12 protein-coding genes are annotated in these 14757 nt (G+C 68.1%); 6 read left to right on the top strand and 6 right to left on the bottom strand.

The features are described 5' to 3' along the window. Positions 1–280 precede the first annotated feature (280 nt). On the bottom strand, positions 281–628 hold the full coding sequence (locus AQI94_RS33490; RefSeq protein WP_031055614.1) for a VOC family protein: 348 nt from the start codon (positions 626–628) through the stop codon (positions 281–283). 224 nt (positions 629–852) lie between these two features. Beyond that, positions 853–1374, bottom strand: coding sequence for a mycothiol transferase (locus tag AQI94_RS33485; protein ID WP_391289763.1), 522 nt, complete (start codon positions 1372–1374; stop codon positions 853–855). Between the two features lie 338 nt (positions 1375–1712). Here AQI94_RS33485 and AQI94_RS33480 point away from each other — a divergent pair, with 338 nt between their 5' ends. The 4 genes from AQI94_RS33480 to AQI94_RS33465 all read left to right on the top strand — a co-directional run bounded on the left by AQI94_RS33480 (position 1713) and on the right by AQI94_RS33465 (position 5154). After that, positions 1713–2144 carry a hypothetical protein gene (locus AQI94_RS33480; protein WP_031055608.1) on the top strand — a complete coding sequence of 144 codons (432 nt, stop codon included), beginning with the start codon at positions 1713–1715 and terminating at the stop codon, positions 2142–2144. Between the two features lie 636 nt (positions 2145–2780). Further along, the gene (locus tag AQI94_RS33475) at positions 2781–2984 is read left to right on the top strand and encodes a cold-shock protein (RefSeq protein WP_031055606.1); all 204 of its coding nucleotides are present in this window, start codon (positions 2781–2783) and stop codon (positions 2982–2984) included. 301 nt (positions 2985–3285) lie between these two features. Beyond that, complete coding sequence (locus AQI94_RS33470) at positions 3286–4800, top strand: DEAD/DEAH box helicase (RefSeq protein WP_031055604.1); 1515 nt, start codon at positions 3286–3288, stop codon at positions 4798–4800. A 42-nt stretch (positions 4801–4842) separates the two neighbouring features. Then, positions 4843–5154, top strand: a complete 312-nt coding sequence (locus AQI94_RS33465; RefSeq protein ID WP_031055602.1) for an SCO5918 family protein — start codon at positions 4843–4845, stop codon at positions 5152–5154. 395 nt (positions 5155–5549) lie between these two features. Here the strand turns inward: AQI94_RS33465 and AQI94_RS33460 are convergent, their stop codons facing one another. Next, on the bottom strand, positions 5550–6161 hold the full coding sequence (locus AQI94_RS33460; protein ID WP_051832686.1) for a hypothetical protein: 612 nt from the start codon (positions 6159–6161) through the stop codon (positions 5550–5552). A 420-nt stretch (positions 6162–6581) separates the two neighbouring features. Continuing rightward, positions 6582–7172, bottom strand: coding sequence for a TetR/AcrR family transcriptional regulator (locus AQI94_RS33455; RefSeq protein WP_031055600.1), 591 nt, complete (start codon positions 7170–7172; stop codon positions 6582–6584). 57 nt (positions 7173–7229) lie between these two features. On the opposite strand from AQI94_RS33455, the gene AQI94_RS33450 reads away from it, so the two are divergent. Beyond that, positions 7230–8135: an alpha/beta fold hydrolase gene (locus AQI94_RS33450; protein WP_031055599.1), complete on the top strand. Its 906-nt coding sequence runs from the start codon at positions 7230–7232 to the stop codon at positions 8133–8135. Positions 8136–8162: 27 nt separating this feature from the next. Here the strand turns inward: AQI94_RS33450 and AQI94_RS33445 are convergent, their stop codons facing one another. Next, positions 8163–9512 (bottom strand): hypothetical protein, encoded by a 1350-nt coding sequence (locus AQI94_RS33445; RefSeq protein ID WP_031055598.1) that lies wholly within the window; start codon positions 9510–9512, stop codon positions 8163–8165. Positions 9513–9928: 416 nt separating this feature from the next. Between AQI94_RS33445 and AQI94_RS33440 the strand changes: the two genes are divergently transcribed. Next, a complete protein-coding gene (locus tag AQI94_RS33440; protein ID WP_225890357.1) occupies positions 9929–11461 on the top strand; it encodes a S1 RNA-binding domain-containing protein in 1533 nt (510 codons plus the stop codon). Positions 11462–11529: 68 nt separating this feature from the next. On the opposite strand, the gene AQI94_RS33435 is transcribed toward AQI94_RS33440, so the two are convergent. Then, positions 11530–13992: a SpoIIE family protein phosphatase gene (locus tag AQI94_RS33435; RefSeq protein WP_062230073.1), complete on the bottom strand. Its 2463-nt coding sequence runs from the start codon at positions 13990–13992 to the stop codon at positions 11530–11532. Positions 13993–14757: the final 765 nt, after the last annotated feature.

Below are 14757 nucleotides of genomic sequence, written 5' to 3'. Positions count from 1 at the left end.
GCCGGACTCGCTCCTGAACGGCCGGGCCGGGGTGCGTTCGCTCATGTCGATGCTGCGGGCAAGTCAGCCGGCAGTCCGAGGCCGCCGCGCATGCCTGTCGGGGCAGGGACTCGTCGGGGACGGGCAGCGTCAACGACGTGCCTCTTGCTCCGGGAGGGACGGCGCACGCGCGCGACGAGCACTTCCCGCACCGGGGTGTTGACAGTCAAAATTCCCGGAGCCGGCCGGTCCTGACCTTCGAGGACCACCGGATACCTGCCGTGGAGCCGGGGTTCGAGGACTACTTCGGGGGTGAGACCTCGCCGCCGATCCCTGTCTCGTTGCCGTCCGGGTCGTGAAACACCCACTTGCACACGGTGCCGTGCTCCTCCACACCTACGGGCTGCAGCCCTCGCTCGGCGATGCGTGCGACCGCGGTACGGGGTTCGTCCACCCAGATCATGCCCACCGCGCCGCCGGCACGCCGGGTGTCCTCGATGATGTACACATAGCGGTCCTCGGCCAGCTGCCATACCGCTTCGACGTCGTTGGGGTAGAAGCTTGGCTCCGCACCGAGCAGTCGCTTGTACCACTCCAATGCGTTCTCGTAGTTGCGCACAGCGATGCCCGCAAAGATCCCTACCGCCACGACCGACCACCACCCTCTCAAGATCAATCCTGGTCATGCGACTGCGACGCGACTGCGTCTCTCAGAGGTCAGACTCCGTCGACAGGTAGAAGTCATCGGTCGTCGGCTGAGATGCACTGGGAGTGGGTGACCGCGCAGGACCGGCTACGGGATGGCCGTCGCCTGATCGATACGGAGGCGGAAGGTTGCTGCACTGGTCCCCCTGGCGCCGACAAGACCAGGCTTCAGGTGAGGACCAGCCAGCGGCTGCCGTCGATCAGCTCTCGGGCGGCGTCGAGGTGGCCGGCATGGCACGCAGTCTCGGTGATGACATGCAGCAGGACGTCGCGCAGCGTGTGCAGGTGCGGTTCGCCGAACAGGTCGTGGGGCCACCAGGCCAACGCGGCGTCGGCAGGGGCGGCGGTGATGACGGCGTCGGCGAGTTCTGCCTCCCGCCGATATCGGTGGAGCACTTCCATGACCGGCACGTCCGGAGGCACCTTCCATGCTTCGTCGCCGCTCGTCAGACCGTGGATGACCTCCTCGTCCCCGGCGACGACCGCGCGGAACCAGAACCGCTCCACATCGAGCGCCAGGTGCTGGACCATCCCCAGGCAGTGCCATCCGGAAGGCAGTACGGGCCGTCGAAGATCCTTCGCGTCGAGCCCGTCAAGGATGCCGAATACGTGGCGCCGCTGTCCGTTCAGGACCCGAAGAAGCGCCCTTACCTCATTGCCCGGTGCTGTATCGCTCAGATTTCCGGTCACGGTCACCCAGGATCGCCGAATCTCTGCGGCCGCGCAGGGAGTTGTGCACTATCCGGGGACATGCGCGCGACCGACAGTTTGCCCTGGACGAGCGCGGCGGGCTCGCACTGATGGGCCGGATTGTTCAAGAGGCGAGACCAAACCTGCGTGGGCTGTGACCGTGTGGGCCAGGAACTTCCTGCGCTTACGCACTTACGAAGAAGACGTCGACGGACCCGTTCACTCCGTGTCCGGGTTCGGTAACCGGTGCCGGTGGCCTACAACGCTGGTCGAGTGACGACGGTCAAAGCCTCCGAAGTCGACAGCCGTTGGGGCGGTCGACGAAACGGGGGATTCACATGAACATCATTCAGCGTGCCGCGGCGGTCGGAGCGGTCACGGCCGCGGTTGTCGGCGCCCTGGGGGCCGTAGCACCGCAGGCAGGGGCGGCGACGCCGGTGGCCAAGTACAACGGTGTCTGCGGGGCGGGCTACACGGTGGTCGACTCGGCACCGGTCGGTACGGCGGGCACGGTCTACCTCACCTACAACCCGTCGACCGGACAGGACTGCGTGGTCACCGTGCGCGCCCGTCCCGGCACCGCCGTGTCCATGCTGGCAGCGCTCACGGACGCCCAGGACGTCGACCCCGAGTTCGATGACGGTTCCTACACGACCTACGCCGGTCCGGTCTACATCGGCCACCCCGGGCACTGCGTCAGCTACTGGGGACGGATCGCCGGCCAGAGCGGCGGAGCGAACAACGTGCATTGCGCACCACTGACCGACTGAGTGGTCGGCGGCCCGGACCGGTTGCCCGCCTGAACGTCCCGGGCCGTGGACCTATAGGCGATGGAGTATCCCGACGAACGGCTGGAGCCGGCGGCCGTCCTGGCCGTGCTCGCCCTGTGTCGCCCGCCGGGCCGAACAAAACTGGGGTGTACGGGCGTCGCATTCGGTGGGTGATGCTCGCGCGGCCCAGGCGACCGCTCTGGCAAGTCGTCATCCACGATCCACGGCGCAGTCCGCACGCCGTCGAAAACCCGAATCGGCGCATCAGTCACGCCCGACCAGAGCACCTCGACAAGATCGCGTCACGAGCTCTATGGGCGGAGGCTCATTTTTTTAAAGCTGCGCCGGGGTGGGGCAATATCTACTGTCGCGAGGTCAGGGTTTGGCACGTCGCGCGGAAAGTGTTTTTGCCGTAATCGACAGGACGGAGTCATTTTCCGTACCGTGCCCGCCACACCGTGCTACTGTCGATCTCAGTTGCAGTTGTGGTTCCCAAGAACTTCAAGCGTCCCCCGGTATTGTCAGCCGTTGGCGGCGTTTTCGTATGGCTGGTCGTTTTCCAGACGGGGCATCATCGCGGCGACCCGGTATCCGTGCATCGCGGCTTCCGGTGTACTGCCCAAGAGGAGATATGACATGGCTTCAGGCACAGTGAAGTGGTTCAACGCGGCCAAGGGCTTCGGCTTCATCGAGCAAGACGGTGGGGGAGCTGACGTGTTCGCCCACTTCTCGAACATCGCCGCCCAGGGCTTCCGCGAGCTGCTCGAAGGACAGAAGGTCACCTTCGACATCGCGTCGGGTCAGAAAGGCCCGACGGCCGAGAACATCGTCCTCGCCTGACGCTGACGCGCACGTCGTAGCTGGGGCCCGCATCCCTCGGGGTGCGGGCCCCAGCTGCGGACATGCACCCGCTGTCCCTCGTCCGGGGACACACGCCACACCCAAGGCGCAGCCCGTGGGCATCCGGCATCCGGGATTTCACGTCACTTTGGCGCAGGGAAATCCGTCGATGCCACCCACGCTCGATCCGCTGCACTCTCCAGATTCCCTGTTGCATCCCATTCGGTCCGTTCTTGAAGTTCCCCGCGCTGCTTCCGCTGCGGGAATTCCTTGATATGTGCCGTATCAAGGAAGGTTTTCAATGAACTACGCACGTACCAATGACCGCTCTGCCCGCCGTAACCGTGACGACGGTTCCGCTTTCGGCTCCAGCGCCGGTTCGAGGCGGGGCAGCCGTTCCGGACCGTCCGCCCCGAGCCGTTCAGGGGGGTCGAGCCGTTCGGGCGGCTACGGCCGACGGCCCGCAGTGGTCCAGGGCGAATTCGCCCTGCCGGAGACGATCACTCCCGCACTGCCCGCGGTCGAGGCGTTCGCCGACCTCGACATGCCCAAGCAGTTGCTGGCCGCGCTGACCGCGCAAGGCGTGAGCATCCCGTTCCCGATCCAGGGCGCGACCCTGCCCAACACCCTTGCGGGCCGTGATGCCTTGGGACGTGGGCGCACCGGCTCCGGCAAGACCCTCGCCTTCGGCCTGGCCCTGCTGGCGCGCACCGCCGGACAGCGCGCCGAGCCCCGCCGGCCGCTGGCCCTGGTGCTCGTGCCGACACGCGAGCTGGCCCAGCAGGTGACCGACGCACTCACCCCCTACGCCCGCTCGGTACAACTGCGCCTCACCACGGTCGTCGGAGGAATGTCGATCAGCGGCCAGGCCAATGCACTGCGCAGCGGAGCCGAGGTCGTCGTGGCGACGCCGGGACGGCTGAAGGACCTCATCGACCGCGGCGACTGCCAGCTGAACCAGGTGGCGATCACCGTTCTGGACGAAGCGGACCAGATGGCCGACATGGGCTTCATGCCCCAGGTCACCGCGCTTCTGGACCAGGTCCGCCCCGAGGGCCAGCGAATGCTGTTCTCCGCCACCCTGGACCGCAACGTCGACCGTCTGGTCCGCCGCTACCTCACCGACCCGGTCGTCCACTCCGTCGACCCGGCCGCGGGTGCGGTCAGCACGATGGAACACCACGTGCTGCACGTCCACGGCACGGACAAGCACTGGACGACGACGCAGATCGCGGCGCGCGATGGCCGGGTGATCATGTTCCTGGACACCAAGCACGCCGTCGACCGGTTGACGCAGGATCTGCTGAACAGTGGTGTCCGGGCCGCGGCCCTGCATGGCGGCAAGTCGCAGCCGCAACGCACCCGCACACTGACCCAGTTCAAGACCGGGCACGTCACCGTGCTCGTCGCCACGAACGTCGCCGCCCGTGGCATCCACGTCGACAACCTCGACCTGGTCGTCAACGTCGACCCGCCGACGGACCACAAGGACTATCTGCACCGCGGCGGTCGTACCGCGCGTGCCGGTGAGTCCGGCAAGGTCGTCACCCTGGTCACCCCCAACCAGCGCCGCGACATGAGCCGCCTCATGACCGCCGCCGGCATCGTGCCCGAGACCACCCAGGTCCGCTCCGGCGAAGAGGCGCTCGGCCGGATCACCGGCGCCCAGACCCCCTCCGGAATTCCCGTGACGATCACCGCGCCCGTCCCCGAGCGGCGTCCGCGTAGTACGTCGTCGTCGCGCGGCCGTCGCAGCCCCGCCTCCGCTGCCCGACGCAGGACCGGGCGGCAGTCGTCCTTCAACGCGGCGGCGTAACCGCGGCAGAAACTCCTCCCGTCCTTCACTTTGTGAGGCATCATGCGCTGTGTCATCGCCCGCTTCCCCTTCGACCTCAGCAAGAGCGGCGTCCTGGAATCGATGAAGGGTGTCAAGCCGGAAGAAGTCTTCGGGGCGTCCGTGATCGTCGGTCGTCGCACTTACCCCGTCAAGCAGGTCGGGCAGGTCGTCACCGGCCAGGACCGCCGCGACTTCAGCGCCGCCGAGGTGCTGCGGGCCATGACCCGGCTCGGCTTCACCTGCCGCGAGCTTTCCTCAGCCGCTGCACCCGCGCGTCCGCAGAGCGCGGTTCAGGTGGCTTCCGCGATGCTCGGGTCCCCCGCGACAGTCTGACCGCCGTGCGGGCGTAGGTGGCATGTGGGCGCGAGCCGGCGGCGCAGCAGCTGAGCATCGCGGCCGGGCATTGCGCCGCACGATGTGCGGTCCGGCCGCAGAGCGCATCCGGCGGCAGGTACTGGCCTGCCTGGCCCACGAAAACGTGGATATGGCGAAGGCGCAGTGACGTGCCCTTCGTCTCTGACCGCCGGACCGTGCCGCCTACGTCAACCGGGCCTACAACGATGTCCCTTGGCTCGTTGCCGGGCGACCGCGCAGGCCGAGGGACGTCTGCCAGGCCCCGGCGAGCGCGGTACGTTCCGTGTCGCGCAACTAAGTGCAGGGCGACCAAGCGGTGACGAGGGAAACGACCCAGCGCGGACGGCGTTGATCCAGACGGGACTCGGCTGCCCTCAGGCGCCGCGCGCGCCAGACTGTTCGTTCCTGCTCGTCCCGACCGCGAGCAGCGCGAAGCCCAGGGCGAATCCGAGCATGGTCCATACGCCACGGGGCCAGAAGATGTGGCTGTCGATGAAGGACCAGCCGGCCGCGAGAAGCACAAGCGTGCCGGGCACCACCCGCGCGCCGTGCTTCGGGAAGAGCGCGACCGCCGTTGCCGCGACAGCGCCGATGAGGGCGTAGGCGCCGACTTGTCCCAGGGATTCCCCTATGTCGTAGAGCGGATGCTTGATCGGTCCCAGGTTCGCCGTGCGGGGGGCGTGCTCGACCGCGGTTCCCGCCGCGATGCCGGCCACCGCGTCGAGCCCGGTGTAGAACGCCGCGTAGAGGAACGCGCCCGTCCAGGCCGTCACCGTGGCGAAGCCCGTGAGGTCCGGCCGGGGGCGGTGCCAGAGGGGGACGAGCAGACCGACGGCAAGCAGAGGAAAGACCGGCAACAACGCGACGTGCAGGTGTGTCCAGTGCGGTGCTGTCGATCTGGACAGGCCGTGCGGGTGTGTGACGCCGGCCGCGGCCAGTACGAGGGGCGCGGTGGTGACGAGAGCGATGTTTCGGATGGTCGACACGCTGCGAGCGTAGGAGTGCGACGGAGCTTGAGGTGGCCGCGTAAGGGGTTCGTAAGATCCTGCCTCTGCCACCCGGCTGGCCCGGACGATCACCGGCCGACCCCGGCAGGCGGCCGCACGCGAGTATCCGAAGGCCGTCCAACCCGCCCAACTCGCTGCCCGGACAGTGAACTTCGGCGTGCCGCGGCCCAGCGACTCGGCCTCAACCTTTGTGCTCAGCCCGCGCCGCCCGTACTGTCCTGGCCGACGTCCTCAATTGCAGGGCGGAGGCTCAGCTCGGTGGGGTGATCTTGTCGCCCGGGCCCGCTCGGTGGCCCCCGTGAGGGCTGTGCCGAGTCACTTCTGCCGAGCTGCCGACTGCCTCAAGGTCTCTGCGCATCGTTGGCGACGGAGTCGTTCCCGCCTATCGCGGCCCGATGGTCAGGCCGGTCGATTCGGCACAGCCTGGGCATTCGTGGCGGCGGCTGCCGCGACGGTTGCCAGGTCTTCGCCCGAGAAGCCGGTACGGCTGAGCACGGCGAGAGATTGGTTCGTCGCCAGCGTGCACAAGGCCAGCTCTGCCACCTCCTGCTCACCGGCCCCCGCCGCCAGCAACGCCTGCTCCAGCCTCGCCCGCAGATCGTCGATCATGGCGCGGACCATCTCCTGGCCCTCCGCGTCGAGGGCCGGGAACTGCGCTGCCGACACAGTGAGCAAGCAGCCGTCCGGGACCGCCGGGTCGGCGATGCGGTTCAGGGCGACCTGCAGGTAGGCGGCCACAACGTCGCTCGGGCTCGTGTGGGGGCCGGACAGTGCCTGCTCGTACAGCGGGTGGTAGGTCTGCGCGTACCGCTGGAGGCTTTTGCGGAACAGGGCGCTCTTGTCGCCGAAGGCGCCGTAGAGCGAGCCCCGGCCCAGCCCCGTGCCCTCGGTCAGGCGATCGATCGACGCCTCCGAATAACCCCAGCGCCAGAAGACGTGCATCGCACGTCGCAGCGCCTCATCCACGTCGAACTGCTTGCGGCCTGCCATGGTCCATGAGCCTACACATCTTGTACCGATCGTTCAAAGATGGGTAGGGTCACCGGCATGACACGCTTACGTTCGCTGCGACTGCCCGACGGATTCCTCGACGTCTTCACCAGCCGGCTCGTGGAGGTGAACGGGCTCCGGCTGCACACGGTCACCGGCGGGGAGGGCCCGGCCCTGCTGCTGATCGGCGGCTGGCCCCAGACCTGGTACGCCTGGCGGGAAGTAATGCCCGCGCTCGCCCGCCACCACACCGTCGTCGCCGTCGACTCACGCGGCGCCGGGCTCTCCGACAAGCCCGACGACGGCTACGACGCCGGCACGCTGGCCACCGATCTCGTCGCGTTGATGGCCGCGCTCGGCCACGACCGGTTCGACGTGGCCGGCCACGACATCGGCACCTGGACCGCGTACGCCCTCGCCGCCGATCACCCCGAGCGGGTGGGACGGCTCGCCATCATCGAAGCAGTGATCCCCGGCCTCACGCCGTCGCCGCCGTTCTTCGGCCCGGCCGCGGCCAACCTCAAGCTCTGGCAGTTCGGCTTCAACCGGCTCACCGACCTCAACGAGGAACTGGTCCGGGGACGGGAACGGCTCTTCTTCGGCTGGCAGTTCGCCACCAAAGCCGCCACCCCCGCCGCGATCCCCGCCTACGCCGTCGACGTCTACGTCGACGCGATCACTGCGGATCCCCGCGCGCTGCGGGCGAGCTTCGCGTACTACCGAGCACTGGACGAGACGATCGCGCAGAACGAGCAGCGCAGCAAAACCCGGCTGACGCTGCCGGTACTCGCCGTCGGCGGCGCGCTGTGGAGCGGCGCGAGTGCCGCCCAGACGATGCGACTGGCGGCCGACGACGTCACCGGGGTCGTCCTCGACGACTGCGGCCACTACCCGGCCGAGGAGCAGCCGACGCGGTTTGTCGAGATCCTGGAGGACTTCCTCGCGGTCCACTCCGCTGCGTAGTCGAACAGGCCTTCGCCCTGAGGGTATCTACTCTGTCGGCAAGTCGACGGAGAGGGCTTTGGATCCGGGCCCGACAGCCTGGTTGTTGACGTTGCTCACGCCACCGAGCTGGAGAACCCCGTGATTGAGGATGCTCGTCTGCTGCTTTCGAAACTCTGAAGTGTCCACTCCATGGGAATCGAGGAAGTCGACGATGCTGACCAGAATGTTCCGCTGTGCGGTTTTGCTCTGCCGGTCGGCATCCAGGTTCTGGAAGAAATTACTGAAGGTACCGGTGTCGACCAACTCCCGAAGGCTGAACCAGGAGCTGTAGTCGTAGGCTGGGTCTCGGTCCGCTTCTCTCAGCTCTCGCTCGCGCTTCTTCTCCAAGCGGTGGTCGGTGTGCCAGCGATTGAAAGCCCGGAAAGGAGCGAGAAGAAGCCAGGGCAGCGTCAGCAGCGCCGCCTCGCCGATGATCTCGGTTGTTCTGGGGAAGGTGCCGTTGAGGATTTCGCGGGCCATCGGGTGAAGTCGTACGGGGCCGAGGATGGTCTGTCGGCAGTCGATGTAGAGCGTTTTCGACTCTACAGACACATGCAGGAAGGTGCTCGTGACGACTTCACCTTCCCACGACGACGTGTGTGCGCAAAGGTAATGACGCACAGTTCCCCCCGGGCTGTCCATAATTCCCTGGAGTTCCGTCTCTCCAATCCTGGCAACGGGCCTCCTTGAGCGCTTCAGGCCGGCTTCGTCACGATGCAGCCACGTGGCAGGAAGATTCTTTCCGTTGACGAAGACCCTGTCCTCGATCCTGGTGTCCTCCGCTCGGTGCCCGGAGTGGTGCAGCCCCTCCAGGTCGCCTTTGACGTGCTCGGTGAGTTCCTCCGCTGTGAATTCAGTGGTCGGCTTGGCGGAATCATTCTGCTCGGGCCTAAGGGGCGTGGTGAGGGACCATGCCGACAGGCTGGACCCGAACCCCTGAAACGGGCTGTAGTCCTTGTAGACTGATAAATTCCCTCCCTGTGTTTGCTGGATCACGGCGACGCGGGACGCTACCCATCGACTCGCCCACTCCGATGCCAGGCGGGTGGGCCGGTTTCCCCCCAGACGCTGAACTGCCGTTCGGCGGTCGACCAGATCTTTGTGCACGATGCAGTAAGCCGTGAGAGCGACGACGACCAGGAATGCTAATCCCGGGAGTGAACCGACGGCACCGAACAATGCCAGAGAGACGGCCGAACCGCAGAGGGTGACGAGAAAGAGCCTGAGATCCCGGGCCTGGCGGCGACATCTCGCGTCCAGACAGTTCTGCAGCACAGGGACGAAGTCGATTCCCACCGATGGGACGACAGCATGCAAATTGTCACGCAATAGCCGCTCGATGAACAACTCGCACATGAACTCATTGAAATGAGGGATCGTGCAGGCGTCCCGTGTCGCACGATTAAAATGTTCCGTGGCCCGTCGGGGCTGTGGAATTTCTTCGGCCATTGCGTTCTGCCCCCCGTCATGCCTATCCGACTGCCGTTCCGGATCGGCCTGTGCCGACGATATCCCGGCAGGCGTTCGTCGAAGGCGGAGAGATAAATTGTGAACTATATCTGAATATTGACGATCACTTCTGATGCGTTGTTACTGTGCTGCTCACCACGATCTGGGTCGCCCAAGCGCCTCGGCCCGTAGTGCTCCACGCGGTCGCCGTTGCGTACCACGACCAGTTGCCGCTCAGCCGTCGAGATCATGGAGCACCGTGACACACCTACCGGCGCTTGAGCCCCAACTCCCCTTGCATTTCCTGGGGCTGCGCCCGCCACATGCTGGAAGATGAGGTTGTGCTCCCCTACGTCTATCGCGTCACCAAGTACGACCCCGCCGACCGTGACGAGGACGGCCACTACATCGGCCCCGAAGACACGTACAGCGATCACGGCCAGGTCGAGGCGGCGTACCTTCAAGCGGTCGAGGCCTTCGCGGTGAGTACCGGAATCGATCACCTGACCGTTCGTGAGCCGCAGGTCTCGTCCCTCGTGCACTTCGGTGCCGAGGAGCCGCTGGGGGGATCTGGGCTGGACGGACTCTTCCCGACCGGCCCGTCTGGCTTCCACGACGGGGCAGAGATGCCGCTCGGCATCTCACTGGAACTGGTTCGGATCATGCTCCGTGACGGCGGAGCCTGGTGTCGGTTGGAGGCGGGGGAGGCCTTCCGGGTGCACGTGGGACGGGACCAGTACCTCTACATCGGCAGCAGCCAGCCTTGCGAAGACGCTCTGGCCCGGACTCGTGCGCTCGGCCTGTTCCCGGAACGCGTGGACGCGTCGCCGTACGACGTGGAAGCCGATGGCGATGACATTCAGCGGCCCGGCGACGACGAGTTCTGGACCGGCCTGCACTGGGCCGTGGCCTCAGGCCGTGCGGGAATCCTGGAGGAGGTATATGTCGAAGGGGCTTCGCGCTGGCACCGCCTCACCCGCGACACCATCGACACCGTGCGGGCCGGCCTCGCTCCCCGCGCTCGGTTGGCCGTCTGGCCAGACCTGTCCTCCGACATCGACGCGGTCCTCGGAGCCCTCCCGGCCGGGGGCTTGGTCGAATGCGTGTGGCAGGACGAGGCGGGTCGGCTGCACAGCGCCATAGCCGGCGCGGACGAGTTCCCGGCGCTGGCCACCACCCGGATTTCCGGCGCCAGCGCTGCAACGCTTCTCCCTGTGTCCGCCGAAGATCGCGTGCCTCTGTTCACCGCGGTCATGCCAGACCACGACGGGGTGGTACGGGCTCGCTGGCGGACCGACTCGACGCCGAGCGACCGGAACTGGTCCTTCCTCAAGACCCTTGCCCGGGGTGAGGTCGTCACGGGCACCGTGACCCATATCGCCAGTTTTGGAGTCACCTTCGTAGACATCGGTGGCTTTGAGGCGCTGATCAACATCCCTGAGTTGTCGTGGCGTCCCATCAACTACCCCTCCGACGTAGTTGCCGTCGGTCAGGAGATCAGCGCCGAAGTCCTCGACGTTGATCCGACCCGCGAGCGCGTGTCACTGTCACTCAAAGCCCTGCACGAAGATCCGATGCGGCTGCTGACCGGACTGATCGGCCGGACCATCGTCGGTCGCGTCACCAAGCTCGTACCGTTCGGCGTATTCGTACGCATTGAAGAGATAGAGAACGGTTTCGAGGGCCTGGTGCACAACGCTGAACTGGGCGAGATGCCTCCGGACCATGCACCGCAGGCCGTCCAGGTCGGAGACGCACTCGCAGCCAAGATCCTGGACATCGACCCGATCCAGCGCCGCATCACGCTCTCACACCGGCAGGCGAACTTCGCCCGCCGGGACGAACAGGGAGCCTGACGCACACATACTGCCGATCCGGGTGCCGCGCAGAGGGTTGGCCCTCGCCGCCGATTCCGAGTGGGGTCTCAGCCCGCACCGGGCTGAGGGAGGGACTGGGCGCACCAGATGGTCTTGCCGTGGGTGGTGTGCCGGGTGCCCCAGCCCTGGGTGAGCTGGGCGACGAGCAGCAGGCCGCGGCCGCCTTCGTCGAAGGCGCGTGCCCGGCGCAGGTGCGGGGCGGTGTTGCTGGCGTCGGAGACCTCGCAGATCAGGGCGGTGTCGCGAACGAGCCGGAGTCGGATCGGGGGATCGCCGTAGCGGATGGCGTTGGTGACCAGCTCGCTGACGACCAGTTCGGTGACGAATGCCGCCTCCGCCAGCCCCCAGGCCTCCACCTGGTCGACGGCGGCCTTCCTGACACGCGGCACCTGTGCGAAGTCCGGTTCGACGTCCCAGTCGGCCACGTGCTGGGGGTCCAGTGCGCGCGTGCGGGCGAGGAGCAGGGCCGCGTCGTCGGTGCGGCGTTCGGGGAGCGTGGCGTCCGTCACCGTGTCGCACAGGACCTCCAGGGAGTCGGCCGCCGGGTCCAGGACGCGCAGCAGTTCGGCGATCCCCTCGTCGAGATCGCGCTCACGGCTCTCGATCAGGCCGTCGGTGAAGAGGGCGAGCAGGCTTCCCTCGGGCAGCTCGATCTCGGTCGCCTCGAACGGCAGCCCCCCGATGCCCAGGGGCGGTCCCGGCTGCGCGGGGAGCGGGGTCCGGGAGCCGTCCGGGGAGAGGACCAGCGGAAGCGGATGTCCCGCGCTCGCCAGCGTCAGGCGCCGGCTGACCGGGTCGTAGACCGCGTACAGGCAGGTGGCGCCCGTCTCCCCGATCGTCTGCACGGTGGTGGGGTGGGACGCGTCGGTCGGCTGCAGGTCGCTGGCGAGGTGGAGGACCAGGTCGTCCAGGTGGGTCAGCAGCTCGTCCGGCGGCAGATCGACGTCGGCGAGCGTACGGACCGCGGTGCGCAGCCGGCCCATGCTGGCCGAGGCGTGCAGTCCGTGGCCGACGACGTCGCCGACGATCAGTGCCACCCGCGCGCCGGACAGGGGAATGACGTCGAACCAGTCGCCGCCGACCTCGGCGCCGGTGCCCGCGGGCAGATAGCGGGTGGCGACCTCGACCGCCTCCTGGTTCGGCAGGCTCTGCAGCAGCAGGCTGCGCTGCAGGGTCAGCGCGGTGGTGCGCTCGCGGGAGTACCGGCGGGCATTGTCGATGGCTACGGCGGCCTTGGCCGTCAGTTCCTCGGCCAGGATCAGGTCGTCCGCGGTGAACGCCTCGGGCCGCTCGGTGCGGGAGAAGGCCACCACTCCCAGCAGCGCCCCGCGTGCGCGCAGCGGCACGGTGATGCGGCCGGTCAGCCCGTCCGCGGCGAGGGAGGCGTCGATCAGCGGATTGCCCGGCGGCCAGTGCGCGGGATCAGCGGCGAGCCCGGGGCCGAAGGCCCATTCACCACCGGGTCCGGGCTCCTCGGCGAGCTGGACCATGGAGGTGCCCGTGGCCATGCAGCGAGCGGCGACGGAGTCGGCGGCGAACGTGACCGGCTGCCCAGCGCCTCCGCCCGTGTCCTCGTCGGCGCTGTGCCGAGCGGCGCGGCTGAGCCTGAGGGCGTCCCCGCCCGTGAGAGTCGACGGCGAGGGCGGTTCCTCGCCGCGCAGCACCTCCTCCCACAGATCCACGGTGACGAGGTCGGTGAACCCGGGCACGGCACTCATGGCCAGCTCCCGGGACGTTCCGATGACGTCGAGCGTCCGGCCGATGTCTCGGCCCGCCTCGTTGAGGATGAGCAGCCGCTGCCGGGCCCAGTACTCGGCGCTCATGTCGAAACCCCAGTTGGCGACGGCGCGGACCTTGCCCTCGGCGTCGCGGACGGGCCAGATGCTGGTGGCCCAGGCGTTGGCGTAGTTGCTGCCCAGCGGGCGGAAGACGGTGATGAGACGCGCGGGCCGACCGGTCCTCGCCACCTCGGCGAGCTGGTCGGTGTAGGGCTTGTCGTCCCGTTCGGGGAACAGCGAGCGGTCGAACTCGGGCAGCACCTCGCGGTAGTGCCTGCCCAGCACCTGCTCCTCGGTGTGTGCGATGACCCGGCCCGAGGAGGCGTTGATCCACAGGAATCGCAGTTCGGGGTCGTAGACGCCCAGTGCGAAGGGACACTGCTCGAAGGCCCGGTCGGCGATGACCGGCCGGCGGTCCCAGCGCTGGACGGTCACCACGTGACCCTGTACGAGTCCGTGGGGGCCGCGCAACGCTTGTGTCGTCACCACGGCGTCCACCGTGTGCCCGTCCCGGTGCCGCAGGGCTACGGGCCCGGAGGGGGCGGTGTCGTCGCTCTCGGGGAACCCGGGCGGCGGTGGCGCGGCCAGCAGGTCGGTCACGGGCCGCCCGACGACGTCGTCCGCCGTCCAGCCCAGCAGCCGACACCCTCCCTCGCTCCAGCCGCTGACCCGGCCGTCCGGACCGACCACGACGACGGCGGGCGGAGCGTCCTGGTTGTCGGCCGTTGCCACGCGCCACACCTCCGTCCGGACATCGGTGCCTGCCGGGGCTGGTTGCCAGCTGCCTTTCCAGCCTAGAACCGCCACCGCTACGAGGCGTGCCGACTGGCGCGTCCGGGGGCGCCGGGCCCGGCGCCTCGGTCGTCACGCCGAGACGGGCACACGCGCCGGTGCGGGGCTTCAGGGGCACAGGTCTGTCACTGGTCCCGGTTCGGGTCGGACCGGCCCGTCGCACGGTCCGGCTCTCCGCCCCGACGGAGGGCTGCTCGCGGCCGACGACACTGTCGCCCGTCCACCGTCCTGACGGGTGAACGCGCTGGACCTGGTCGTGTGGGACGGCGGCGGCCTGCAGCTAGGGAACGCGCCGACCGGGCAGCCCATCGGCGGGTGCGCACTGCACAGGCTTGTTCGGGGCCGGTCCGGCGGGCATCGACGGCGCGTCGGCGGCTGCGGGTGCCCCGTACCGCGTCTGACTGCGGTCGTCGTCGCCCAGGCGTGTGAGGGGTGAAGGACGTAGCCCGAGGGCCGAGCGCGGGCGTGGTCACCGAGTCGTGGAGGCTCTTGCGGCATCGGCTAGAGGACGTCACGGGACCGGGTGTCCTTGGTCTTGCCGATCATGACCAGCTCGCCTCGTGGCGGACGCCCGGTCAGCACGGCGGGGGCGCGCGCTTCGGGTCGGTGCGAACGTTCGACGGGAGATGTTGTGGGCGGGCCGAGACATGTCTGTGGGCCCCGGACGTGTCCGGGGCCCACAGGACGCGCTGCCTTGGTGGGTTG

The sequence above is a fragment of the Streptomyces pseudovenezuelae genome (assembly GCF_001513955.1).
GTDB lineage: Bacteria > Actinomycetota > Actinomycetes > Streptomycetales > Streptomycetaceae > Streptomyces > Streptomyces pseudovenezuelae.
This window is presented reverse-complemented; position numbering and strand designations above follow the sequence as displayed.

Excerpts from the sequence above, each read along its gene's own strand:
- AQI94_RS33465 (WP_031055602.1), top strand. The coding sequence starts at position 4,843 with ATGCGCTGTGTCATCGCCCGCTTCCCCTTCGACCTCAGCAAGAGCGGC.
- AQI94_RS33440 (WP_225890357.1), top strand. The coding sequence starts at position 9,929 with ATGCTGGAAGATGAGGTTGTGCTCCCCTACGTCTATCGCGTCACCAAG.
- AQI94_RS33450 (WP_031055599.1), top strand. The coding sequence starts at position 7,230 with ATGACACGCTTACGTTCGCTGCGACTGCCCGACGGATTCCTCGACGTC.
- AQI94_RS33470 (WP_031055604.1), top strand. The coding sequence starts at position 3,286 with ATGAACTACGCACGTACCAATGACCGCTCTGCCCGCCGTAACCGTGAC.
- AQI94_RS33480 (WP_031055608.1), top strand. The coding sequence starts at position 1,713 with ATGAACATCATTCAGCGTGCCGCGGCGGTCGGAGCGGTCACGGCCGCG.
- AQI94_RS33475 (WP_031055606.1), top strand. The coding sequence starts at position 2,781 with ATGGCTTCAGGCACAGTGAAGTGGTTCAACGCGGCCAAGGGCTTCGGC.
- AQI94_RS33455 (WP_031055600.1), bottom strand. The coding sequence starts at position 7,172 with ATGGCAGGCCGCAAGCAGTTCGACGTGGATGAGGCGCTGCGACGTGCG.
- AQI94_RS33445 (WP_031055598.1), bottom strand. The coding sequence starts at position 9,512 with ATGTGCGAGTTGTTCATCGAGCGGCTATTGCGTGACAATTTGCATGCT.